The 22,100-nt window shown below is 57.3% G+C and carries 17 protein-coding genes; 8 read left to right on the top strand and 9 right to left on the bottom strand.

Annotated elements, in window-relative coordinates:
• Positions 1–218: 218 nt before the first annotated feature.
• On the bottom strand, positions 219–3,326 hold the full coding sequence (locus AB6B39_RS08425; RefSeq protein WP_371398505.1) for a TonB-dependent receptor domain-containing protein: 3,108 nt from the start codon (positions 3,324–3,326) through the stop codon (positions 219–221).
• Positions 3,327–3,434: 108 nt separating this feature from the next.
• On the opposite strand from AB6B39_RS08425, the gene AB6B39_RS08420 reads away from it, so the two are divergent.
• The 7 genes from AB6B39_RS08420 to AB6B39_RS08390 all read left to right on the top strand — a co-directional run bounded on the left by AB6B39_RS08420 (position 3,435) and on the right by AB6B39_RS08390 (position 9,715).
• Positions 3,435–3,872 carry a hypothetical protein gene (locus AB6B39_RS08420; RefSeq protein WP_284369037.1) on the top strand — a complete coding sequence of 146 codons (438 nt, stop codon included), beginning with the start codon at positions 3,435–3,437 and terminating at the stop codon, positions 3,870–3,872.
• A gap of 32 nt (positions 3,873–3,904) precedes the next feature.
• Entirely contained in the window at positions 3,905–4,726 is an 822-nt protein-coding gene (gene map, locus AB6B39_RS08415; RefSeq protein ID WP_371398504.1) for a type I methionyl aminopeptidase, read from the top strand.
• Positions 4,716–5,606, top strand: coding sequence for a RadC family protein (gene radC, locus AB6B39_RS08410; protein ID WP_284369039.1), 891 nt, complete (start codon positions 4,716–4,718; stop codon positions 5,604–5,606). Before map ends, radC begins: the two co-directional genes overlap by 11 nt.
• A 73-nt stretch (positions 5,607–5,679) precedes the next feature.
• Positions 5,680–7,014, top strand: a complete 1,335-nt coding sequence (locus AB6B39_RS08405; RefSeq protein WP_284369040.1) for a spinster family MFS transporter — start codon at positions 5,680–5,682, stop codon at positions 7,012–7,014.
• Between the two features lie 44 nt (positions 7,015–7,058).
• Positions 7,059–8,384, top strand: a complete 1,326-nt coding sequence (purB, locus tag AB6B39_RS08400) for an adenylosuccinate lyase (protein WP_284369041.1) — start codon at positions 7,059–7,061, stop codon at positions 8,382–8,384.
• 213 nt (positions 8,385–8,597) lie between these two features.
• Positions 8,598–9,077: a hypothetical protein gene (locus AB6B39_RS08395; RefSeq protein WP_371398503.1), complete on the top strand. Its 480-nt coding sequence runs from the start codon at positions 8,598–8,600 to the stop codon at positions 9,075–9,077.
• A gap of 158 nt (positions 9,078–9,235) precedes the next feature.
• The gene (locus AB6B39_RS08390; protein ID WP_284369043.1) at positions 9,236–9,715 is read left to right on the top strand and encodes a thioredoxin family protein; all 480 of its coding nucleotides are present in this window, start codon (positions 9,236–9,238) and stop codon (positions 9,713–9,715) included.
• Here AB6B39_RS08390 and AB6B39_RS08385 read toward each other — a convergent pair whose 3' ends face one another.
• Both AB6B39_RS08385 and gyrA read right to left on the bottom strand, forming a co-directional pair.
• Positions 9,716–10,465, bottom strand: coding sequence for a hypothetical protein (locus tag AB6B39_RS08385; RefSeq protein ID WP_284369044.1), 750 nt, complete (start codon positions 10,463–10,465; stop codon positions 9,716–9,718).
• A 17-nt stretch (positions 10,466–10,482) separates the two neighbouring features.
• Positions 10,483–13,212, bottom strand: a complete 2,730-nt coding sequence (gene gyrA, locus AB6B39_RS08380) for a DNA gyrase subunit A (protein WP_371398761.1) — start codon at positions 13,210–13,212, stop codon at positions 10,483–10,485.
• A 264-nt stretch (positions 13,213–13,476) separates the two neighbouring features.
• Here gyrA and AB6B39_RS08375 point away from each other — a divergent pair, with 264 nt between their 5' ends.
• Positions 13,477–14,088: a superoxide dismutase family protein gene (locus AB6B39_RS08375; RefSeq protein ID WP_284369046.1), complete on the top strand. Its 612-nt coding sequence runs from the start codon at positions 13,477–13,479 to the stop codon at positions 14,086–14,088.
• On the opposite strand, the gene AB6B39_RS08370 is transcribed toward AB6B39_RS08375, so the two are convergent.
• From AB6B39_RS08370 to tig, 6 genes are all read right to left on the bottom strand, one after another.
• Positions 14,085–15,572 (bottom strand): pilus assembly protein, encoded by a 1,488-nt coding sequence (locus tag AB6B39_RS08370; RefSeq protein ID WP_284369047.1) that lies wholly within the window; start codon positions 15,570–15,572, stop codon positions 14,085–14,087. The two genes, AB6B39_RS08375 and AB6B39_RS08370, sit on opposite strands and share 4 nt — an antisense overlap.
• 94 nt (positions 15,573–15,666) lie before the next feature.
• The gene (locus tag AB6B39_RS08365; RefSeq protein WP_284369048.1) at positions 15,667–17,049 is read right to left on the bottom strand and encodes a DUF2330 domain-containing protein; all 1,383 of its coding nucleotides are present in this window, start codon (positions 17,047–17,049) and stop codon (positions 15,667–15,669) included.
• Positions 17,027–17,884 carry an RnfABCDGE type electron transport complex subunit D gene (locus tag AB6B39_RS08360; protein WP_284369049.1) on the bottom strand — a complete coding sequence of 286 codons (858 nt, stop codon included), beginning with the start codon at positions 17,882–17,884 and terminating at the stop codon, positions 17,027–17,029. The genes AB6B39_RS08365 and AB6B39_RS08360 overlap by 23 nt, the downstream gene beginning before the upstream one ends.
• A 185-nt stretch (positions 17,885–18,069) precedes the next feature.
• Complete coding sequence (gene clpX, locus AB6B39_RS08355) at positions 18,070–19,335, bottom strand: ATP-dependent Clp protease ATP-binding subunit ClpX (RefSeq protein ID WP_284369050.1); 1,266 nt, start codon at positions 19,333–19,335, stop codon at positions 18,070–18,072.
• Between the two features lie 400 nt (positions 19,336–19,735).
• Positions 19,736–20,365, bottom strand: a complete 630-nt coding sequence (locus AB6B39_RS08350; RefSeq protein WP_284369051.1) for an ATP-dependent Clp protease proteolytic subunit — start codon at positions 20,363–20,365, stop codon at positions 19,736–19,738.
• Between the two features lie 185 nt (positions 20,366–20,550).
• Entirely contained in the window at positions 20,551–21,897 is a 1,347-nt protein-coding gene (gene tig / locus AB6B39_RS08345) for a trigger factor (RefSeq protein WP_284369052.1), read from the bottom strand.
• Positions 21,898–22,100: the final 203 nt, after the last annotated feature.

The following is a 22,100-nucleotide window of genomic DNA, read 5'->3' as shown; positions in this document are numbered from 1 at the left end:
TGTCCGTTACCAGTAAAGCCGGAAGGAACCCGGCGCATCATTCGAACCCGGCAGGCCTCCCTGCCCGGTGATCGCGCGCGCTCTAGCAAAGGCAAAGCGCGGGGGCAAGCAATGGAAGCGTAATGGTGCACATTGCGCTGCGAAGATTTGAAGCGCTTGCCCAAAACGAAAACGGGCCGCCCGAAGGCGACCCGCTGAACTTGATCTTTCGATCGGTTCTAGAACTTGGTGTTCAGACCGAAGAAGATGAAGCGACCTGTGTCATAGATCGTTGGGAACGTATTACCGTTGCCCAGTGGCGGACCAGCCGAGATCGAGACAGGAGGCTGCTCGAGGAACAGGTTGTTGACGCCAACCCGGCCTGTGATGCCTTCCATGAACTCGTAGCTGGCTGCGAGATCGACATAGTCCTGAGCGGGCAGATCCGTGTCGACAGGCGCAGGGTTCGCACCGATGTTATCAACACCGGAGTAGTGACGCCAAGTCGTGTTGACCTGCAGGCCATCAACAGGCGTGTTCCAGGTGAAGATCGCACGGTGGCGATAGCTTGGAACAACCGGTGTGTTGGCAACATCACAGGCATTCCCGAAGAAGCCGGCACAATCCGTGCCTGCGTCACCTGGGAATGGAACGAAGTTGAACTCTTCCGTGAACGTACCTGCATATTGCAGAGCGAAGTCGCCTGCATTTTCGGCACCCATGCCAGCCAGATCGAACTGATAACCAACCTGAACGTCGAAACCAGAGGTCGACAGTTCAGCAATGTTGATATTTGTCGACTGGAAGCCAACGCCGGCCTGACCTGAGTTCAGAGAGCCGAGGGCGTCCCGTGTGATCAGGCTACAGAACGTCGCGTCGCCAGTGGCCAGACAGTTGTCCAGAACAGTCTGTGACGGGATACCCGCATTGATGAAGTCTTCCACAGTGATGTCGAAGTAATCGACCGTGATATTCAGACCGTCAACGAAGGTCGGCGTGAACACCAGACCCAGCGTGTACGTATCCGAGACTTCTGGATTCAGAAGCGGGTTACCACCTGTCAGAGACTGCGTTTGGCCGGCAATGACGTCAGGAACGCTACCATACTGAGCCGCCGTCACGCCTGTGTTGGCACACGCTGCAGCGGATGCTGCTGGGGTTGGGCCCGCACAAGGGTCAAACAGACCGTTTGGCAGCTGGTTCAGGTTTGGCAGGTTCGTGTTCTGGCCGGTAAACAGCTCGATCACGCCAGGTGCGCGAACGGCACGCTGGAACTGGCCACGGAATGTGAGCTCTTCAACAGGCGCGTAGCGCAGCTGCAGACCGTAAGCATCGGTCGAGAAGCTGTTCTGAACGCCATTACCGTCTGTATCGTAATCTGAGTAACGATACTGACCGTTGAAGACGAGCTCATGGATACCGGCCATGCCAGTAACGATCGGCACTTCGAGTTCGCCGAACAGTTCGAAGACCTGAACGGAACCTTGAACAGGAAGCGTCGCGCCACCAACACCGGTGAAGCCGCCGCCAGGGATCTGGCTGATCTGGTCAGGTGTCGCATTCAGCGTATCTTCACGCCACTCAGCACCAACCAGAAGGCCGACGCCTGTGTCAGGGGCCCATGGCGATGCAATGCCATAATCGGACAGGTTCGTCTGCGCGTTGCCGCCGAAGACGAGCTGCTCGGTTTCACCTGAAACGATGCCGATACCCTGGATGTAGTCCAGAGCTGCTTGCGTTACGCCTGTTTGTCCACCCGGACGGGTAAAGACGTTGTAAGGCACACAACCTGGGTTGCCGCTACGGCAGACAACGTTGCCGTTGCCATCGTCAACAGCAAAGAATGCGTCCTGCAGGTTGGCGATAACAAAGTCGTTCGTCGAGATCGACTCGTCATTTGTGCGCGAGAACTGCGTGAACAGTTCATAGTCCCAGCTGTCGGCGAGTGTGCCGCGCAGACCGAATGACATGCGCAGCGCTTCGTTCTCGAGGCGCGAGTTACGAGAACCACCCTCGACGTTACGGTGCGATGCGGTGATACCACCGACGTCATTACCAGCAGCGATGTCTGCGGCCGTACAGCCATAGACGTCAGTCGCGAGGTTCAGACCTGGCGTGCCGTTGATCAGTGGGTTGTCACAGTTGATCTGATAAGCACCGAAACCGAACGAAGCGGACGGAGCGATCTGTGCGTCGGAGAAGTTGTTGACGTAGGAAATGTCAGCAAACAGCTCGTGACCGTCGAAGATCTCATAGTGACCTTTACCGAAGATCGTCACGCGTTCAGCAGGACGCTGGAAGAAGTTCGACGCACCGAAGTTAAACGTCTGAGCCGGACCACCAACGTAAGGGATGATCGTGCCATCTTCCTGTTGGAATGCCAGACCACCGGGGCCAGCGAAGAGACGGAAGTTACCGGAACCGACACAACCAAATCCGTTTGCAGATGAGGCGCCAGTAGACGCACCCAGTGTACAAGCGGAGAAAGAACGGTTGGCTTGGACGATTTCTTCGCGGTTCTGATACGAACCATGGATTGTCACGTTACCGCGGCCGTCAGCGGAGTTGACACCAATCGTGGCTGCGAGGTTGATCTGCTCACCATCTGTGACAGAATCTGGAACTGGCTGACCGCCGGCACGCAGAACGTCATCATACAGGTCGATGCCGTTGCTGTTCTGCTCGAACGAGTACTGAGCGTCCAGCTCGACACCTTCAAAGTCGCGTTTCAGGATGAAGTTGGCAACACCACCGATCGCATCGGAACCGTAAACGGCGGAAGCACCGCCTGTCAGGATCTCGACGCGCTCGACCAAGTTGGTCGGGATCAGGTCAAGGTTGACGGCAGTTGTCTGTGACGAACCGTAAGGCAGACGGCGACCATCGATCAGCGTCAGCGTACGAACCGCACCGAGACCGCGCAGGTTCAGTGTTGATGTACCGGAGGAACCGTTTGAAACCTCAGCCGCCTGGCCCGCAAAGACTTGCGGCAGGTTGTTGGTGAGATCTTCGATGTTGACCGTACCCCGGAAAGAGATTTCGGAATCATCGACCGTCAGAACCGGATTGGCGGCCGTCAGGTTCGGGTTCACGTTCAGACGTGAACCGGTAACGATGACTTCGTCTTCGTCAGCGGTCGCATCCTGTGCCATTGCGGCGGTCATGCCAGCAGAGGCCATAACCCCGCCCATGATCGTCGATAGCAAAAACTTCGACTTTAGAGTTCTACGCATTGAGAGCTTCCCTTCTATCTGCTCATTGTCCCCCGAGCCCAAAAGGACTCGCAGTTGTGACGGCTTTATGACTGGAAATTCAGCATTGCCAGATCGCAAGGAAGCAAACGGCACAATTACTTTGTATGTGTGTCAAATTTGCATCACCCATTTTAAGGCGCAGAATGAAGCTGCACAGCCTCCGCAATAGGCTTCTTTCAAGGCCTGTGGTAGAGCCCAGATATGCTGATCGAGCTGATACAGATATTCCGCGCGCGACGGGATCCGCAGAGAGCCGCGCGGCTGGCGGGTCGCCTGGCCCAAAACCAGGCCATCGACAGGCTGACAGCCCCTTTACTGCTTGTGCATATCCTTTTGTGGGGGCTTATCATCATCGCCATCGGGGTTGCAGCGGCCCTCCTTTACCTTGCTGCGCATTCGCATTGGTCGGTCGGACTGGCGACTGTCTTGCCGATCACGATTGCTGGACTTTCAGGCGCCCTGTCTTTCGGTCTGAAAGCGGGTCTGGATCGCGTCCGGGACCATGCTGGACGGATCGGCGACCTCGGCGTCGAGAAAACAGCGCAATTCGGGCGGACTGTGCGAGGACGGCTATCACGGCCTAACGCTGCCCCTGCGGAGCCCAACAAGCCTACTCCCGTTAATGTAGACGAGCGCTAGCGGGCAGGCCACATCATTGCTACATTGCCTGTATGAATTATATTGAAGCGACAGAAGCGCCGGCCCTGCGAGACGGCGCGATCAAACTGCATGGCGCCGATGGCTTCGCCGGCATGCGCAAGGCAGGCCACCTCGCCGCCGCCTGTCTGGACCATCTGGCTCCGCTCGTCGTGCCCGGCGTCAGCACCGCAACGCTGGACAAGGCTGCTCAGGACTTCATTCTGGATCATGGGGCGCTTCCGGCGACGATGGGCTATCGCGGTTACAAACATTCGCTCTGCACCTCGATCAATCATGTCGTCTGCCACGGCATTCCCGGCCCGAAGCCTCTCAAGGACGGTGACATCGTCAATATCGATGTGACCGTCATTGTGGATGGCTGGCACGGTGATACGTCGCGAATGTATGTGGCCGGAACCCCGAACCGCCGGGCCGAACGTCTGATGAATGTGACCTATGAATTGCTGATGCGGGGCATCGGCGTGGTCAAACCCGGCAACACGACCGGGGATATCGGACACGCTATCCAGAGTTATGTCGAAAGCGAACGCTATTCCGTCGTCGAGGATTTCTGCGGCCATGGTCTGGGCCAGCTCTTCCACGACAGCCCCAACATCCTGCATTATGGGCGTCCGGGCGACGGTGTCGAACTGCGTGAAGGCATGTTTTTTACTATCGAGCCCATGGTGAATATCGGCCGTCCCGGCGTAAAGATACTGTCCGACGGGTGGACGGCTGTTACGCGTGACCGGAAACTGACGGCACAGTTCGAACATTCGATCGGCGTGACGGATACGGGTTGCGAAATCTTCACGGCCTCCCCGACCGGACTGCACAAGCCCTATGCCGCCTGAGGATCGTCCTGCTGTCGGGGAATCTCTGGCTGCGTTCGAAGCGCTATTCAAGCGCGCGACCAAGACCGAGCCGGACGATGTCTCGGTCGACAACATAGCTGACGCACCTTACGGTGAGCCCTCGCAGACGACACCCTCCCCGCCTGAAGCCGAGCCTGAAGCCGAGCCCGAGCCCAAGCCTGAGACCACAAACCGACCGTCGCAGAGCAAGCCTCACTTCCATGATCATCGCGACCGCCTTCGCGACAAGTTTGCCCGACGCGGTGGCGATGCGTTCGACGATTACGAACTTCTGGAACTGATCCTGTTTCAGGTCTTACCCCGGATCGACACGAAGCCGATCGCAAAAGCATTGATCAAGCAGTTCGGATCGCTGGCGGATGTTGTGGCCGCGCCCGTCGAGAAACTGGTCGAAGTCAAGGGTATCGGCGCCAGCTCGGCGCAGCATATGAAGCTGTTGCATCAGGTCAGCGTCCGTATCAATCGGAGTGCCGTCATCAATCGGCCCGTCCTGTCGAGCTGGAATGCCCTTCTGGATTACTGTCGTTCCGCCATGCAGTTCGAAGGGCGGGAGCAGTTCCGGGTCCTTTTCCTCGACAAGAAGAACCGGCTGCTCGGCGATGAGATTATGGGACAGGGCACGGTCGACCGGGCGCCGGTCTATCCTCGTGAGATCGTACGGCGCGCCCTCGTGCATGATGCGACAGCGGTCATTCTGGCGCATAATCACCCGTCCGGAGACCCGACTCCGTCCCGGCAGGACATCGAACTGACGCAGAGGATTGTTGAGACGCTGAAAGCCATCAATGTCATCGTTCACGACCACCTTGTCATCGGTCGCGAAGATGTCGCCAGCTTCAAGATGCTGGGTTTGATGTAGCGGGCCAATAAAGATAGCCCTTGCGCTTTAACGGAAATTGGCTTTTGCAGGGCCGACCATTTCAAGGACCTGCATGACCGATCCACAGCCCCCCCGACAGCCGCGCAGCCGTTACCGGACCTATGTGCTGTTGCTGCTCACACTCGTTTACGGTTTCAATTTCATCGACCGCCAGATCGTCGGCATTCTGGCTCCCTGGATTCAGGCCGATCTGGAACTCACCAACACGCAGATGGGGCTTCTGATAGGGCTCGCATTCGCGATTTTCTATACCGTCATGGGCATACCAATCGCGTTTATTGCGGATCGGGTGAACCGCAAAGGGCTTCTGGCCATCGCGCTCGCCACGTGGAGCGGATTTACAGCCCTGACAGGCCTGGCTCAGAACTTTCTTCATATCGGCTTGGCCCGGATTGGCGTCGGCGTCGGCGAAGCTGGCGGCAGCCCGCCTAGCCACTCCATCATCTCCGACCTCTACGGAAAAGAAGAACGCGCGGGCGCACTCGGCGTCTATTCGCTCGGCATCCCGCTCGGCATCATGAGCGCCTATTTCATCACCGTCGCTTTGATGGGTGCGGATCCGTCTGCCGTCGACTGGCGACGCATCTTCATCATCCTCGGCGTGAGCGGCATTCTGCTGGCCGTCATTGTCATGTTCACAATCCGAGAACCTAAGCGGGGCGCCATGGAAGCGGCACCCAGCACTGACATACCAAAAGTTCCGTTCAGTCAGGCCCTGAAGACGCTTCTGAGTATTCCGTCCTGGTGGTGGATGTCTTTCGGGATCGCCTTTGCCAGTTTTGCGGCCTACGCGCTGTCCGGCTTCCAGACAAAATATCTCGGTCTGCTCGAACCGGACATGACTGGCGCGCGGCTGCGCGAAATTCTGCTCTGGCTCGGCGTCATGAACGGTCTGTTTTATGCCAGCGGAACGTTTCTCGGTGCCCGTTTTGTCGACAAGCAGGCCAAGAAGTCCGTCTCGGCCTATGGCTGGGTCCCGGCACTCTCGATTCTGATTGCACTACCGATCGGCCTCCTGTCGCTGTGGGTTCCGAGCATCAATATGCATCTGGTCCTGCTGGCCCCGTTTCAGTTTCTGCTGGGTGTGTATCTGGGACCAAGCTTTGCAATCGCGCAGACTCTGGCGCCAGTCCATATCCGGGCCATGTCTACGGCTTTGTTCTTCTTCATCCTCAACATGATCGCGCTTGGCGGCGGTCCGACAGTTGCAGGCTTTCTGATCGACGTGTTTGCAAGCGACACCGTCAGCCAGTTGGAAGCGACACGCTACGCGCTGATGACCGTCTTCGGATCGTTCATACTGGCCGTTATCAGCTTCATGATGGTGCGGCGCACTTTGCCCAAGGACTGGGCTGACGCCGAAGCGAGAAATTCCACGGCGAGTTGATACCGTCCCCTTCCCACACGCGTCGCAATCGCTAAGAGGCGAGCATGATCAGCCGTTATGCCCGCCCTGAAATGTCTGCGATCTGGTCTCAGGCCAGCAAGTATCGAATCTGGTTCGAAATCGAAGCGCATGGCTGTGACGCCTTGGCCGATCTGGGCGTCATTCCGAAGCAAGCCGCAGAGACCATCTGGGAAAAAGGCGGCGCAGCCGAATTCGATGTCGCCAGGATCGACGCCATCGAGCGCGAGGTCAAACATGACGTCATCGCTTTTCTGACGCATCTGGCCGAATTTATCGGCGAAGAGGCTCGTTTCGTCCATCAAGGCTTTACCAGCTCCGACATTCTCGACACGACGCTTTCGGTACAGCTGGCGAGAGCAACCGATCTTCTTTTGGTCGGGATGGACCGGGTTCTTGCAGCGTTGAAGTCCCGCGCTCTGGAACATCGACATACGATCACGATTGGCCGCAGCCACGGCATCCATGCCGAGCCGACCACTTTCGGCATCAAGCTGGCCCGTTTTTATGCTGAGTTCTCCAGAGGTCGCGACCGGCTTCTACAAGCGCGAGACGAAATCGCCGTTTGCGCCATCTCCGGCGCGATCGGGACCTTTGCCAATATCGACCCCGCCGTCGAAGCGCATGTGGCCGAGAAAATGGGTCTGTCGGTCGAGCCTGTCTCGTCGCAGATAATTCCCCGCGATCGCCACGCTGCCTATTTCGCCGCGCTGGGCGTGATCGCCTCCTCGATCGAGAATATCGCGGTCGAGATTAGACATCTTCAGCGTACGGAAGTGCTCGAAGCGGAGGAATTCTTCTCCAAAGGCCAGAAGGGCTCAAGCGCCATGCCGCACAAGCGCAATCCAGTTCTGACGGAAAATCTGACCGGTCTAGCCCGACTGGTCCGGATGGCGGTCATGCCCGCTATGGAAAATGTCGCCCTCTGGCATGAGCGTGACATCAGCCATTCATCGGTCGAGCGCGGCATCGCCCCGGATACGACCATCCATCTGGATTTCGCTCTGCACCGCCTTGCAGGCGTGATCGAAAATCTGGTTGTCTATCCCGACAAGATGAAAGCCAATATGGACCGGCTCGGGGGTCTGCATAACAGTCAGCGCGTCCTGCTGGCGCTGACCCAAGCAGGCGAACAGCGCGAAAGCGCCTACCGTCTGGTACAGCGTAATGCGATGAAGGTCTGGGACATGTTCCGCGACGAAGGCGGTGCCGGTGACGGGGCGTTCCAGCAACTGCTGCATCAGGATCCAGAGGTCAGCGCACTTCTGACGGCAGATCAGATCGATTCCATGTTCGACGATGCCTATCATCTGAAACATGTCGATACGATTTTCGATCGCGTCTTTGATTAGCTGCGTATTGCTGCCGGCACGGGGCTGCACGGATCCAAACTTGGACGCGCGATAGGTTGGCTTGGTAAAGGTTACGCTGGCTAAAGGTTGCATCCGTTGCAACCACCCTAAATCTTAAGCGCGGCTTACCGCGTCATTTCAATTTTCTTCACTCTCATCTGTCACAGATCGGAACAAATCGACCGGTTTGGTCCCCTGTAACAATTGGATGAGATGATGAAACTGAGAACCGCCCTCGCCATTTCCGCCCTGCTGTCGGCCATGATTGCGCTTCCTGCGATGGCCGCGCCCGACGTCTATGTCGTGAATTTCCGCAATGACGGCGAACCCGCCTCGAAAATGCTGGATGACGCGCTGAGCGCAGCCATCAAGATCGCTGGCGTCGAAGCCGAAGAAGTAATCGTCGATACAACGACCGCGGCAAAGTGGGAGCGCAGCGCCCACGACGCCTTTAATCGCAACCTCGTCCCGGTCTTCAATCGCTGGGTGGGGCTGCCGGGTTTTGCCGCTATTGTCGATGCCGATACGAAAGCGGTCATTGGCTGCGTCACGCCGAGGATCGCACCGACCGAAATGGCGCGTGCTCTGCGTCAGATGGCTCAGACAGCGCAAGGCCAAGCGGTCATGACACGGGCATCGACCAGTTCCGCAACGGAATGCCCGGCTGATTATAATACGCCGCTCGTCGAATAGGCACGCGCAAGATAAGCGTGTTCAATGTCGCATAAACACTCTCATGCCCGACCGGTTTCACCGCTCGGGCATTGTGTTTTGACCCACCCTCCTTCGCTATGGCAGACCATCTGGCAGCATTATTGCAAGGTCCATAATTCCACTTTCAGGACAGGCTCATGAGAATCGCCATTTTGACAGGCCTGATGGGCGCTCTTCTGAGCGTCGGATCAGCCCTACCGGCCACTGGCCAGACATATCGGGTTCACACCCCATCCGTCCCCGACATTTATGTCGTCATGTTCCGGGCCGACTGGTGTGCCCCCTGCAAGGTTGTCGAACCCAGACTGTCGCAAGCCATGCAAACGATCCGCGATCCGCGCATCGAATATGTCAGCATCGACATCTCCGCAGGGCACGGCGACTATAATGCGCATCAGGTTTTCGACCGTGGCATCACCACGCAGTACAATGAATGGATGGGCATTACCGGATTTGCTGCCGTCATCGATGGCGATACGAAGCGCACACTCGGCTGCATCAATATCAGCTACGATACGAATGCGATGGCTCAGCACCTGCGCAACCTGCAAGGACAGGCGCAACGTAATCTGCAAACCTTCGACATGACCTGCCCACCACCGAACAGGCGCGCTTAGTCAGCGTTCGTCTTTCGGCTCGGAGAGGCGGTCCACGAGGGATTGCAAATCCGCCTCTTCAATCGCGCCATCTGCCTTGCCGCGTGACAGGACGGTCGTTCTGACGACATCGTGCAGATAGGCGCACTGAAGCGCCTCTGCCTCCGCATCGAAAACTCCCAGAGTTGTATAGCGCACCTTGATGCGCCATCTGTCAGCCTGGCTGATGGCAACGAATGTATTGAGCCCCTCGCCCTGAAGGGCAGTGACAAAATAGGGTACAGGTCCGCCCTCATCGGATGGATCGATCTGAATTTCGTTGCCGCCATCGCTCAATATGTTCGAAAGGCCTGATAAGAGTTGAGACTGGAGATTGTAACTTGACCCGAAATCCCGACATTTCTCACTGAGCGTTTGGGACAAAGTAAGCTCGTTATCCTCTGACGCCTCGAGTACGGCAGCGACGCTCCGCTCAAGTTCGTCCTGAAGCGGCCCGCCAGATGCGTAGGCGTAAACCGTCACACGTGAGGATTCATCCTCGTAATTGCAGCTCGCATCGACAGCCTTCTGATACTCCATCGTGCGAATTAGCGGCAGATCACCGTAACTGTCAGGGCAAAACAGACCTGTTCCGACGTGATAAACCGATCCCGTCTGAAGCTTGGCAAACCCTTTATCATCAACCGTCATCGCCGACGATTGCGGCGTGGATGTCGTCGCGCAACCCGCAAGGGCCAAGGCCGCAACAGCGCCAATCAACAGTGCCCGCATAAGTCCACCTCCTTCGATCACCCCGTGTCTGAACCATCGTCAGGACGGTCGATCTCGGTTGAGGTGTCAGGCGAGTCGGCTGCGTCAGCATCCTCATCATCCGTATCGGCAATCCGCTCGACACTGACGACATGTTCGTCTTCGCGCGTCCGGATAACCCAGACACCCTTGGAGCTGCGCGATACGATCGAAATGTTGCTGACGCCGGTCCGCAGCAGCTGCCCGCCATCCGTAACCAGCATGATCTGATCATTATCCTCGACGACGAAACTGCGGACCAGTTTTGCGTCAGCGGCCTTGCTGCCCCGGTCCAGATTCTGCGCCTTGAGGCCGCCGCCCCCACGCCCTTGAACCTTGTAGCGGTAACAGGATGTCCGTTTACCCAGCCCGTCATCGGCCAGGGTCAGGACGAACTGCTCCGCCGCGCTGAGCGCACCGTAGCGCTCATCCGACAGGCTGGCTTCGACTTCACCCTCATCGTCATCGACCCCGTCTTCAACGTCGTCGCCCAGCGCCCGCCTCTCTATGGCCGAGCGCTTGAGATAGGCGTTTCGTTCTTCGATGGTGAGATCGACATGACGCAGAACGGCCATGCTGATCACATGATCGTCGCCGGACAGCTTGATCCCGCGAACACCGGTCGATGACCGGCTGTTGAAACGCCGTACATCTGTGACGCGGAACCGGATCGCCTTGCCTTCTGCCGTGGTCAGCATGATGTCATCATCTTCGCTGACAACCCGGACGTCGACGATCCCGTCGCCTTCATCCGGTTTCATCGCGATCTTGCCGTTACGGTTGACTCGCGTGAAGTCCGCCAGACTGTTGCGACGCACGCCGCCGGACCGTGCGGCGAACATGATATCCAGCCCGGCCCAATCGTCCTCATTCTCCGGCAGCGCCATGATCGAGGTGATCTTCTCGTCGCCGTCGCCGCCATTTCTGTCCAGAGGCAGGAGCTGATTAAAACTTCGCCCACGGGTCGCAGCCCCACCTTGCGGCAGCTTCCACACCTTGAGCTTGTAAGCCATGCCGCTGGATGAAAAGAGCAGGATCGGCGTATGGGTGGTCGCGACAAAGACCGTCGTGACGAAATCCTCGTCCTTGGTCTGCATACCCGAACGACCTTTACCGCCACGATGCTGCGAGCGGTACGTATCCAGCGGTGTGCGCTTGACGTAGCCATTATTCGTCACAGTTACGACCATGTCCTCAACCGCGATGAGGTCTTCATCGTCAAAGTCGAAGCCACCATCCATGAACACGCTGCGCCGCGGTGTCGCGAAAGTCTCGCGGACCTCTGTCAGCTCGTCGCGAATGATCGTCTGGACGCGGTCACGCGAGCGTAAAATTTCCAGTAGGTCGGTGATTTTCGCTGCCAGCTTTTCCGCTTCGTCCGTGATTTCCTCCATGCCAAGCGCCGTCAGCTTCTGCAGACGCAGATCGAGAATGGCGCGGGCCTGTTCTTCCGTCAGCTTGATCGTGCCGTCATCCTGCAGGCGGGAGCGCGGATCGGCGATCAGCCGGATTAATGCACCCATACTTTCAGCTGGCCAGTTTCGCGCCGTCAGCGCTTCGCGGGCCGCGGCAGGATTGGGGCTGGTGCGGATCAGGCGGATAATTTCGTCAATATTCGCAACTGCGGTTGCCAGGCCCACCAATATGTGAGCCCGGTCCCGCGCCTTGGCGAGATCGAACTTGGTGCGGCGGGCAATGACGTCTTCGCGGAAGCTGAGAAAGGCTTCCAGCATCTGACGGACATTCATCTGTTCCGGCTTGCCCCCGTTCAGCGCCAGCATGTTGGAACTGAAATTCTGCTGTAGCGGGGTATAGCGATAGAGCTGATTGAGAACGACATCGGCGACGGCGTCGCGTTTCAACTCGATGACGACCCGCATGCCGACACGGTCGGACTCGTCGCGCACGGCGGAAATACCTTCGATCCGCTTTTCATTCACCAGCGCGGCAATCTTGGTGATCATGGAAGCCTTGTTCACCTGGAACGGGATCTCCGAGACGATGATCGCATAGCGATCCTTGCGGATCTCCTCGACCTCGGTCTTGGCCCGCACGGTCACGGTTCCGCGCCCTGTCAGCACGCCCTGCTTGGCCCCGCTGCGACCCATGATCTGGCCGCCGGTCGGGAAGTCAGGCCCCGGAATGATGTCCAGCAATTCGCTGTCGCTCAGCGCGCCATTATCGAGCAGCGCCATGGCGGCGTCGCAGACTTCCCCGAGATTATGCGGCGCGATATTGGTCGCCATACCGACGGCAATACCGCCAGCGCCATTGACCAGAATATTTGGAAACCGGGCCGGCAGAACCACAGGCTCGGATTCGGACGCATCGTAATTGTCTTGAAAATTGACGGTATTCTTTTCGATGTCCGCGAGGAGCTGCGCTGCCGGATTATCCATGCGGACTTCGGTATAGCGCATCGCAGCAGGCGGATCGCCATCGACCGAGCCGAAATTACCCTGCCCGTCGAGCAGTGGCAGGCGCATGGAAAAATCCTGCGCCATGCGGACCAGCGCGTCATAGACGGCACTGTCGCCATGCGGGTGATATTTACCGATCACATCACCGACGACCCGGGCCGATTTCTTATAGGGTTTGTCGCGCGTGAAGCCGTTCTCGTGCATCGAATAAAGGATACGTCGATGAACGGGTTTCAGACCGTCGCGCACATCCGGAATGGCCCGGCTGACGATCACGCTCATCGCATAGTCGAGATAGGAGCGTTTCATCTCCTCTTCGATAGTGATCGGGGAGACGCCATCTTCGCGGGCGGGCGAATTTTCAGCCGGTTCGTCCGTATCGTCGCTCACATGACATCCTTATCGCAGACACACCAATCATGACCAAAAACGGTCCTGCGATTCGAGTGTTTCAACAGAACGATTTCTATCATCCGAAGGCCGGTTTCACAAACCGTCACACCATAGGAACATTTGCTTGTCAGTGACGTTGGAAAACCTAGAATGACTGGAAATTCCACCCTTGGAGACGTGATGATGCTCAAGAAAGTTCTACTTCTGACAAGCGCGGCCATGCTCACAGCCTGTGGATCCCCTGAGGCCGAAATCGATCGTCCGGATGCCGACAATACGCTGGACGTGGCAACCGAGATGATGACCGACACCGATGCAGATACCGTCGTCATGATGAGCCAGAGTTTTCCCGTCATGAATACATCCGGCGCGGAAATCGGGACCGTGACCGTGTCAGACCAGTCCGCAGGCGGTGTCACCGTAACGCTGGACGTGACGGCGATTACGGCGGGGGCGCATGCCGTTCATTTCCATGAGACCGGACGCTGTGACGGCCCGGATTTCACAAGTGCTGGCGGTCATTACAACCCGATGGGAAATAATCATGGCTTCGATGCGGATGCGCCCAATCCGCATGCGGGTGACATGCCCAATGTCGAAGCGCCGCAATCGGGTGTGGTGCAGACAGTGATTGAGAATGAGCGTGTGAGCCTGTCCCCGCGTGAGGGGATGGCCCCCCTGTTCGACGCCAATGGCACGGCTTTCATCATTCACGCCGACGCGGATGATTATGTGTCGCAACCGACAGGGGCCGCTGGATCGCGCATTGCCTGCGCCGTCATCGCGCCTTAGCGGACGAGGCGCACCGTCCGTTTCGAACTGGCTTCCGGCAAAACGGAATTCAGCATCTCCCGCAACTCCTTGAGGTTGCGAACATCCGCAGAATAGGATGTTTCGTCGCTGGAAATCCGCACGGTCAGTCCTGATGGCAGCGTTTTCGTTTTCGTCCCGGAGTCCGGACGATCGGGTGTTGTCTTAGCACCCTTTTTTACTTTGCCATTATTGTTGGAAAGGCCGTTCACGCACATATCGATCGTGTTCGACGCGATGCCATCTTCACCGGAAAGGTTGACGGCAACGATTGAGATGTCCTCCTCGCGCGCCTTTTCGCAGGCTTCTGCGACACGCACGGGCTGAACGGGTCGACACTGCTCGACATAGTCGCGGCGGGCCTCAAGCCGCTTGGCCATTTTCTTCAACGTGCCGTTATTATGGCCATGCCCGGAATGCATACCCGTGGAATTCGCATCATTACCGCCGGCCTCATCCCCGAGATTGACATTCACAAGACCGGCAACGTTCACTGACAGCGCGCTCGCATTCGCGCTGACTTCAACGAGATGGGGTTCCAGCTGACGATCCAGTCGTGCGAGCGTCTTGGCCAGCTTTTCACAATTCTTGTTCCGGCCCGCTTCGAAGATATCGTCCTCGCGCAGATAGCGATTCAGCCTGTCATCCTTGTCTTCGTCGACTTTGCCATCCGTGATGTAGATAATGAAACGATCTCTGCCGGATACGGATTTGGCGTCGTCCATCTGTTCTTTGACGGCGCGTTCCATTGCAGTCGTTGGAACACTGCCATCAGACAATGACACGTAGGATAATCGATCAAGCACCGTCTGACCGCCCGGTTCGAGAGCGACGGTTTCGGTGTCGACCATACCCCAGTTGAAGGGGTAGAGAGCTGAACTGAACCGCGACTGCGATGCTGCCTTGCCGCCGAAATCCGCTTCGATCGAAGCGATCAGATCGGCAATTGCGCTGCGCGTCATGTCGACCTTGCTGCTTCCGCCTAGATTGCCCTGCATCGATGAGGACAGATCAAGAACAAAGGACATGGAGAGAGGGGACAAACTCCCCCCCGTGAATTCCGCAGCTATGGATTCCGTAGACACGCGCCGTGTATCGCTCCCCATCAACCCGCCAAACAACATCGGGACTTCCGTTGCGACAGAGACATAGACCTGCTCGCCGCCCGCACGCACCTGTGCATCGGCCTGAAGATCCGCATATTTGGCACCGCTTCGTTTTGCGAAGTCATTGACAGACCGAAGCGCCATCGCCTTGCGTTCACGGTCACTCATTCCCGGCTCAGACATAGCCGCCAGCGCAGCGGCGTCCGAAATGGATTGCAGTTTCTGAGATGTCGTAACCTGGCGTCCGGTGTCGAAAGCGGCTCCCGTGGCCGTCGCGAGCATCAAGCCAACCAGCGCCGTCGTGATCGACATATTGCCGCGCGTTTCGCGGAAAAACCTGTTGTCAGCGCCCTGTCCCATAGGACCTTAGCTAGCAAACAGCTGTTAAAATCCTTTAGATAATCGTGGTTAATATACAATCACGAACGAACAACTCGCCATTCTATAGTTCCGACTAGTCCTGCGACCATATGCGCGACCACCATTTGTGGTTTGGAGCGGTTTTCGAAACATCGAAGAACCCCGTATCGGCCTCGACACGCTCGCGAATATCGTCGCGCTTCCAACCCGTCAGATTGGCTAGCGTCTTGATTTCCGTTTGGCGTCGTTCATTGACGTCTGTCTTGTATTCGGATGCCGCTTCGCACGTCATCTCGCCATCATAGGCGTGGCGCAGCACATAGCGTCCCTGGAAGTTGTCGCGATTGCCCGTCGTCTTGAACTTCAGATCCTCGGGAAAGCTCTTGGCGTCGTAGCGCACGTGCAGGCGTGTCACATAGACATCCTTGGCCTGCTGAATCGGGCGACCGCGCCGAGGCTGAATGGCGGGGCCGTCAGTCGGGCTATCCAGCCAGAAGACACCCAGTTCCTGCAACTGTTCATTCGATAGCGGGTCTGCGGCGCAGGGATCGCACCAGTTCATGTCCCAAGCATATTCCATGAATACACCGTGCCCGCCGTCACGGTCCGCGGCGGTGGCGAACATGGCCTTGTAGAAGTCGCCAAATTCATCCTTCACATAGGGCGGAATCTCCTGCCCCGTCGGGATTTTCTGCGTCCGGTAATTGGTCGTCTCAACCTGACCGGACCGTGTCAGCATATAGACGAACAGGTCCTGATCATCCTTGGCGTTGACCGTTCCCAGCCGGATCGGCAGCATGAATTTCGGTGTCTCGAAGGCCACCGCAATGGGTCGCAGATATTCAGACCCGTTCTCCGCGCGCGCTTCCAGATTGACCTTGGCAACGAAGAATTTCATGTCTTGCTTGATATAGCTACCCAGCGTCCGGCGCGCCTTGGCGGGTACGCGGTAGCCCTCTTCCTCCAGCCACGTCTGCAGCCCGTCGCTTTCCTCGGCCGACAGGATCAGAATGTCATATTCGCCGACTGTGAATTCGTCTTCGATGGTCACGCCCAACGCCTCAGCGCGTTTCTGCAATGTCACAGTCTCGGACTCCATCGCGACCGGTGCCGGGACGGCGTCAAACAAGCGGTAGCGATGTGAGTCGCATGGATTGTCATCGAAATATTCGACCAGTCGCGGCGCCGTGTAGGCGTCCAGATGCGTCAGGAGCGCCGGATCGCTGATGTGAACCTGATCCTTGGTAATGACGGTGGGGACCGGAATGACCATGGCGAATTCTTCGGGCTCACCCTGATAGTCATTGGCCATGGTAATGACGGTGCGCTCCCCGTCCCGCATCATGGCGACCTTGCTGCTCTGGTTAAACAGATCCGTATCGGCCTTGGCGACATAAAAGCCGCAAAAGGCCGAGGCCTGTGTGGCGACGGCGGTAGCACTCAGCGCGATAACGCTACTCAGCAGGCGTGAGGACATAGGTATCTCCTTGGGTCGGACGGATAAAACGGGGCCAGGCATAGCGCTCGCCCCCGACAAGATGATCGATAAGCGGAACGGTTGGGGCACAGAGAATAAGCGCCAGAATGATCCCGGCACTATTATGAAGGCCGAACTGGATCGCAAATCCAACGCTGGCCACCAGCGCCGCAAAGATCAGTCGACCGGTCCGCGCATCCGGCGTCGTCTTCGGATCGCTGATCATAAAAAAAGCGAAGATGAGCAAGGCTCCGCTCTGCAGTTGATGCAAAGGTATGGCGACCGGATCGCCCAGCCATAGCGCCCGCCCCAGCAATAAGGCCGCGTAACTGCCGAGCAGCGCCAGACTGACGTCCCAGCGCTTCGCCTTGCCTGTCACAATGCCGCCCAGACCTAGCAGGAACAAGGCCAGCACAGGTGCGGCGCCCCACTGCCCGGGTGAAATCCAGGCGGAGGTGAAAATCAGGCTGACGATCACCAGTCCGAAGTTGGCCGGGTTGAAGACGTGTTTGCCCCGCCAGCGCAGAACATATTTCGACCCGACCGCCAGCACACCTGCCAGAATCGACAGGGTGATGCTGCCTGTTCGGAGCAGGAGCGTCAGCGAGAGCGCCGAAATAAGCGGACTGCGTGGATCGAACGAGCGCTTGGCGATGAACCTGTCTGCCAGCGCCTGTGTGCCCAATGTGGAACCGACACAGGCGAGGACATGCCACCAGGGCAGCCTGAAACTATAGACGAACAATCCGACAAGGATCAGGGATGACAGAATGGCGATCTGATAATGACGGGGATCGCGCGACACTGCCCGCATCCAGTCCATTACACCCGCCATTTTAGCCCCTTTTCGTTACCTCATAACAAAGCCCGGCAAATATGGCAAAGACAGGGCAGACAATATGACATTTCAGCCATCTATGCCTGATCCGTCGCGGTCCGCTCCGATAGCGGAATGCCCCCTAACAGGATCCACAAAAAAAGCCGCCCGAGGGCGACTTCATTTTTTATATGCTTTCGGCCTCAGCCCGCTTTTTCGGTCTGCGTTTCATCATAGATCAGAAGCGGCGTGGCGTCATTTTCGCCCGAGACGACATCGGCATTGATCACGACTTCTCCGACCCCTTCATATGACGGCAGGTCATACATGGAGTCCAGGAGGATGCCTTCCATTATGGACCGCAGACCGCGGGCGCCGGTCTTGCGGGCCAGCGCTTTCTTCGCGATCGCCTTGAGCGCATCATCCGTGAAGGTCAGTTTCACCTCTTCCATGCCGAACAGGGTTTCATACTGTTTGACTAGGGCGTTGCGCGGCTCGGTCAGGATCGTGACCAGCGCTTCCTCGTCCAGGTCGGTCAGTGTCGCAATCACGGGCAGTCGTCCGATAAATTCAGGAATCAGGCCGAATTTCTGCAGATCTTCGGGCTGAACGCCGCGCAGAATATCGCCGACGCCGCGTTCATCTTCTTCGCGGACCTTGCCGCCAAATCCGATCGAAGCCTGATCGCCGCGATTGGCGATGACCTTGTGCAAACCCGCAAAGGCGCCGCCGACCACAAACAGGATGTTGGTCGTATCCACTTGCAGGAATTCCTGCTGCGGATGTTTCCGACCCCCCTGAGGCGGAACGCTTGCGACCGTGCCTTCCATGATCTTCAGCAGCGCCTGCTGAACGCCCTCGCCGGATACGTCACGCGTAATCGACGGATTGTCCGATTTGCGGCTGATCTTGTCGACTTCGTCGATATAGACGATGCCGCGCTGCGCCCGCTCGACATTATAGTCAGACGCCTGCAGCAGCTTCAGAATAATGTTTTCCACGTCCTCGCCGACATAACCGGCTTCGGTCAGGGTCGTGGCATCGGCCATGGTGAACGGCACATCCAAGATACGGGCCAGCGTCTGCGCCAGCAGCGTCTTGCCGCAGCCCGTCGGACCAACCAGCAGAATGTTGGACTTGGCCAGTTCCACGTCCGGATTGGTCGCGGCATGGTTCAGGCGTTTATAATGGTTGTGCACGGCGACGGAGAGAACACGCTTGGCGTAATCCTGCCCGATCACATAATCATCGAGAATATCGCAGATTTCCTTGGGCGTGGGTACGCCTTCCTGCCCTTTGGACAGCGAAGATTTACCCTCTTCCTTGATGATATCCATGCAGAGTTCGACACATTCATCACAGATGAAGACGGTGGGACCTGCAATCAGCTTGCGAACCTCGTGCTGGCTTTTGCCGCAAAAGGAACAGTACAGCGTGTTTTTGCTCTCTGTCGTCGTACTCTTGCTCATACTTTATCTGTCCCGTGCCGGCTCGCACCCGACGGGACCCCCTGCAATCTGGATGCCGGACAATGACCCACCATACCAGTCATATGACAGCATTATGTAAACACCGCCTTTCGAATCTCCATTCGACACCGATAGCGGGACATGTGCAAGTCTCATCTGCGGTTCAAGTCAGTCGAAAGACAATCTTGGTTAAACGCAGCCGAGGTGGATCGCGATCGGGAGCGAACAAATGCCCAGCAATGTCAACTGGACCGTATAGCAGCATAGCGAGTCGCTAATTTGATCCACTACGCGGAAGACACGGGATCAGACCTTGACGCAGCAACGGGCTGTCAGCCCATCCGGACCGCATTGCGGCCCGGCGCATCGCTAACAACATCCAGAGAATGTTTTCTTGACGCTACGCGTCTTCGCCGCGTTTGACGTAGACGTGATCGACCAGTCCGAAGTCCTTGGCTTCCTCGGCGGTCATGAAGTGATCGCGGTCGAGCGTTTTCTCGATCGTCGCATATTTCTTGCCGGTATGCTTGACGTAGATTTCGTTCAGACGTTTTTTCATGGCGAGAATGTCCTGTGCGTGGCGCTCGATATCGGACGCCTGCCCCCGGAACCCGCCCGATGGCTGGTGCACCATGATGCGGGCATTAGGCAACGCGACGCGCATGTCCGGATCACCGGCTGCCAGAAGAAGCGAGCCCATCGACGCAGCCTGACCGATACAGACCGTGCTGACAGGGCAGCGAATATATTGCATCGTGTCGTAGATCGCCATGCCGGCCGTGACCACGCCGCCGGGCGAGTTGATATACATGCTGATCTCTTTCTTGGGATTCTCGGATTCCAGGAAAAGCAGCTGCGCACAGATGGACGCCGACATATTGTCTTCGACCGGGCCGGTCAGAAAGATGATGCGGTCGCGCAACAAACGCGAATAGATATCGAACGCGCGCTCTCCGCGTGACGATTGCTCGACAACGGTCGGGATCAGATAGTTGGTGACAGAATTCAATTTTTCGATCGGATCATACATTCGAAGGGAACTTTCAGTCAGAGTATGCCGACAGGACGCCGACACCGGTTTCAGCCTATATTGCGATGCCCCGTCTCGCGCGCAAGTGTTCGCAAAGGGTGAACGCACAGAATCAGTTCTGACACAGGGTAAAGAAAAAGCCGCCCCGAAGGACGGCTTTTGAAATCCTGTCGTGACATGACCGTCTAGATCATCGGATCATCTTCGAACAAAGTGTCGCGATCGACCTTCTTCTCTTTCACGGTCGCTTTGTCCGTGATCAGGTCCACGACCTTTTCCTCATAGATCGGAGCACGCAATTGCGCGAGTGCCTGCGGGTTCTTCTGATAGAACTCGATCACTTGCTGTTCTTGACCGGGATAGCGGCGGGCTTCGGCGACCAGCGCATTCTGCAGTTCGTCATTCGAAATATCGATATTTTCTTTCTGGCCCATCTCGGCCAGAACCAGACCCAGACGCACACGGCGTTCCGCAATCTTGCGATAATCGGCTTCCAGCTCTTCATCGGACTTGGCGGCATCGTCCTCGTCCAGTTGACCGGCTTCCTTCTCGGCCTTCACCTGATTCCAGATATTGGTGAACTCGGTCTCGACCATGCCTTTCGGCAGCTCGAAATCATGCTTGCCGTCCAGCTCGTCCAGAATGGCGCGTTTGAGCTTCATGCGGCTCTGGCCGTCCAGTTCGGCTTCAAGCTGCTCCTTGATCGCCGCTTTCAGCGCGTCGAGGTCTTCCATGCCGAACTTCTTGGCCAGCTCGTCGTCTATCACGGCGTCTTTCTCGCCTTGCACTTCATGCACGACCGTCTTGAACACGGCTTCTTTGCCGGCAAGATCGGCGGCCTGATAGTCATCGGGGAACGTCACGACGACATCCTTTTCATCACCCGCTTTCACACCGACCAGCTCGTCTTCGAAGCCGGGGATGAATGTGCCGGAGCCGAGTACGAGTTGATGACCTTCCATCGCGCCGCCTTCGAACTCCTCGCCGTCGATCGAGCCGACGAAATCGATCAGAACCGCATCGCCCGTTTTGGCTTTGGCCGTCTTGGCTTTCTTCTTGTAGGTTTTCTGCCCCTTGGCCAGTTCCGCCAGTCGCTCATCGACGATGGCGTCATCCAGCTCGGTCACAAGACGCGTGAACTTCAGCGTCGCAGGATCGACGGCCTCGAATTCGGGAATGCTCTCGACCGTCATATTATATTCGAGGTCGGCCTTGCCGTTGGTGACGTCTTCGCCGTTGGCGCGCAGATCGATCTGCGGCTGACCGGCAGGACGCAGCTTATTGTCGTTGATCGCCTGCTGGCTGGTTTCGTTCAGAACCTCTTCGACCACATCTTTCATGATGCTCTGCCCGAACATCTTGCGGATATGCGATGCCGGAACCTTGCCGGGACGGAAGCCTTTCAGGGAGACTTGCGGCTGCATCTCCTTGATTTTGGCGTCCAGCTTTTCTTCCAGCGCTTCTTTTGTGACGGTGACCTGATATTTCTTGGTCAGTCCGTCCGCTTCGAGTTCCTTGATGTCCATCGTCATCTTATCCAGTTACAGGCTTGCACAAGGCATTGGGAGCGCGTCCGGTGAACCGCCGGGGGTATCTCGAACGGGCTCTGTTAGAAGTTCGCGGCGCTATGCCACGCGCTGTCTGACGTTTCAACAATCAAGCCTGACCTAATTTCAGCTGTAAATCCTCACATTTTGGCCATTTCGACACGAATTAGGTCGAGACAGGCCCCAGC

Origin of the sequence: Algimonas porphyrae (assembly GCF_041429795.1) — a bacterium.
In the GTDB taxonomy this organism is placed as follows: domain Bacteria; phylum Pseudomonadota; class Alphaproteobacteria; order Caulobacterales; family Maricaulaceae; genus Litorimonas; species Litorimonas porphyrae.
The sequence above is the reverse complement of the archived record's forward strand: the minus strand, read 5'-3'. Positions and strand labels throughout refer to the sequence as shown.

What these genes read in the sequence shown, in the direction of transcription:
- AB6B39_RS08365 (WP_284369048.1), bottom strand. Translation starts at nt 17,049, where the DNA reads ATGTCCTCACGCCTGCTGAGTAGCGTTATCGCGCTGAGTGCTACCGCC.
- AB6B39_RS08420 (WP_284369037.1), top strand. Translation starts at nt 3,435, where the DNA reads ATGCTGATCGAGCTGATACAGATATTCCGCGCGCGACGGGATCCGCAG.
- radC (WP_284369039.1), top strand. Translation starts at nt 4,716, where the DNA reads ATGCCGCCTGAGGATCGTCCTGCTGTCGGGGAATCTCTGGCTGCGTTC.
- tig (WP_284369052.1), bottom strand. Translation starts at nt 21,897, where the DNA reads ATGACGATGGACATCAAGGAACTCGAAGCGGACGGACTGACCAAGAAA.
- purB (WP_284369041.1), top strand. Translation starts at nt 7,059, where the DNA reads ATGATCAGCCGTTATGCCCGCCCTGAAATGTCTGCGATCTGGTCTCAG.
- AB6B39_RS08350 (WP_284369051.1), bottom strand. Translation starts at nt 20,365, where the DNA reads ATGTATGATCCGATCGAAAAATTGAATTCTGTCACCAACTATCTGATC.
- AB6B39_RS08375 (WP_284369046.1), top strand. Translation starts at nt 13,477, where the DNA reads ATGATGCTCAAGAAAGTTCTACTTCTGACAAGCGCGGCCATGCTCACA.
- AB6B39_RS08395 (WP_371398503.1), top strand. Translation starts at nt 8,598, where the DNA reads ATGATGAAACTGAGAACCGCCCTCGCCATTTCCGCCCTGCTGTCGGCC.
- AB6B39_RS08390 (WP_284369043.1), top strand. Translation starts at nt 9,236, where the DNA reads ATGAGAATCGCCATTTTGACAGGCCTGATGGGCGCTCTTCTGAGCGTC.
- AB6B39_RS08385 (WP_284369044.1), bottom strand. Translation starts at nt 10,465, where the DNA reads ATGCGGGCACTGTTGATTGGCGCTGTTGCGGCCTTGGCCCTTGCGGGT.
- AB6B39_RS08370 (WP_284369047.1), bottom strand. Translation starts at nt 15,572, where the DNA reads ATGGGACAGGGCGCTGACAACAGGTTTTTCCGCGAAACGCGCGGCAAT.
- clpX (WP_284369050.1), bottom strand. Translation starts at nt 19,335, where the DNA reads ATGAGCAAGAGTACGACGACAGAGAGCAAAAACACGCTGTACTGTTCC.
- gyrA (WP_371398761.1), bottom strand. Translation starts at nt 13,212, where the DNA reads ATGAAACGCTCCTATCTCGACTATGCGATGAGCGTGATCGTCAGCCGG.
- AB6B39_RS08405 (WP_284369040.1), top strand. Translation starts at nt 5,680, where the DNA reads ATGACCGATCCACAGCCCCCCCGACAGCCGCGCAGCCGTTACCGGACC.
- AB6B39_RS08360 (WP_284369049.1), bottom strand. Translation starts at nt 17,884, where the DNA reads ATGGCGGGTGTAATGGACTGGATGCGGGCAGTGTCGCGCGATCCCCGT.
- map (WP_371398504.1), top strand. Translation starts at nt 3,905, where the DNA reads ATGAATTATATTGAAGCGACAGAAGCGCCGGCCCTGCGAGACGGCGCG.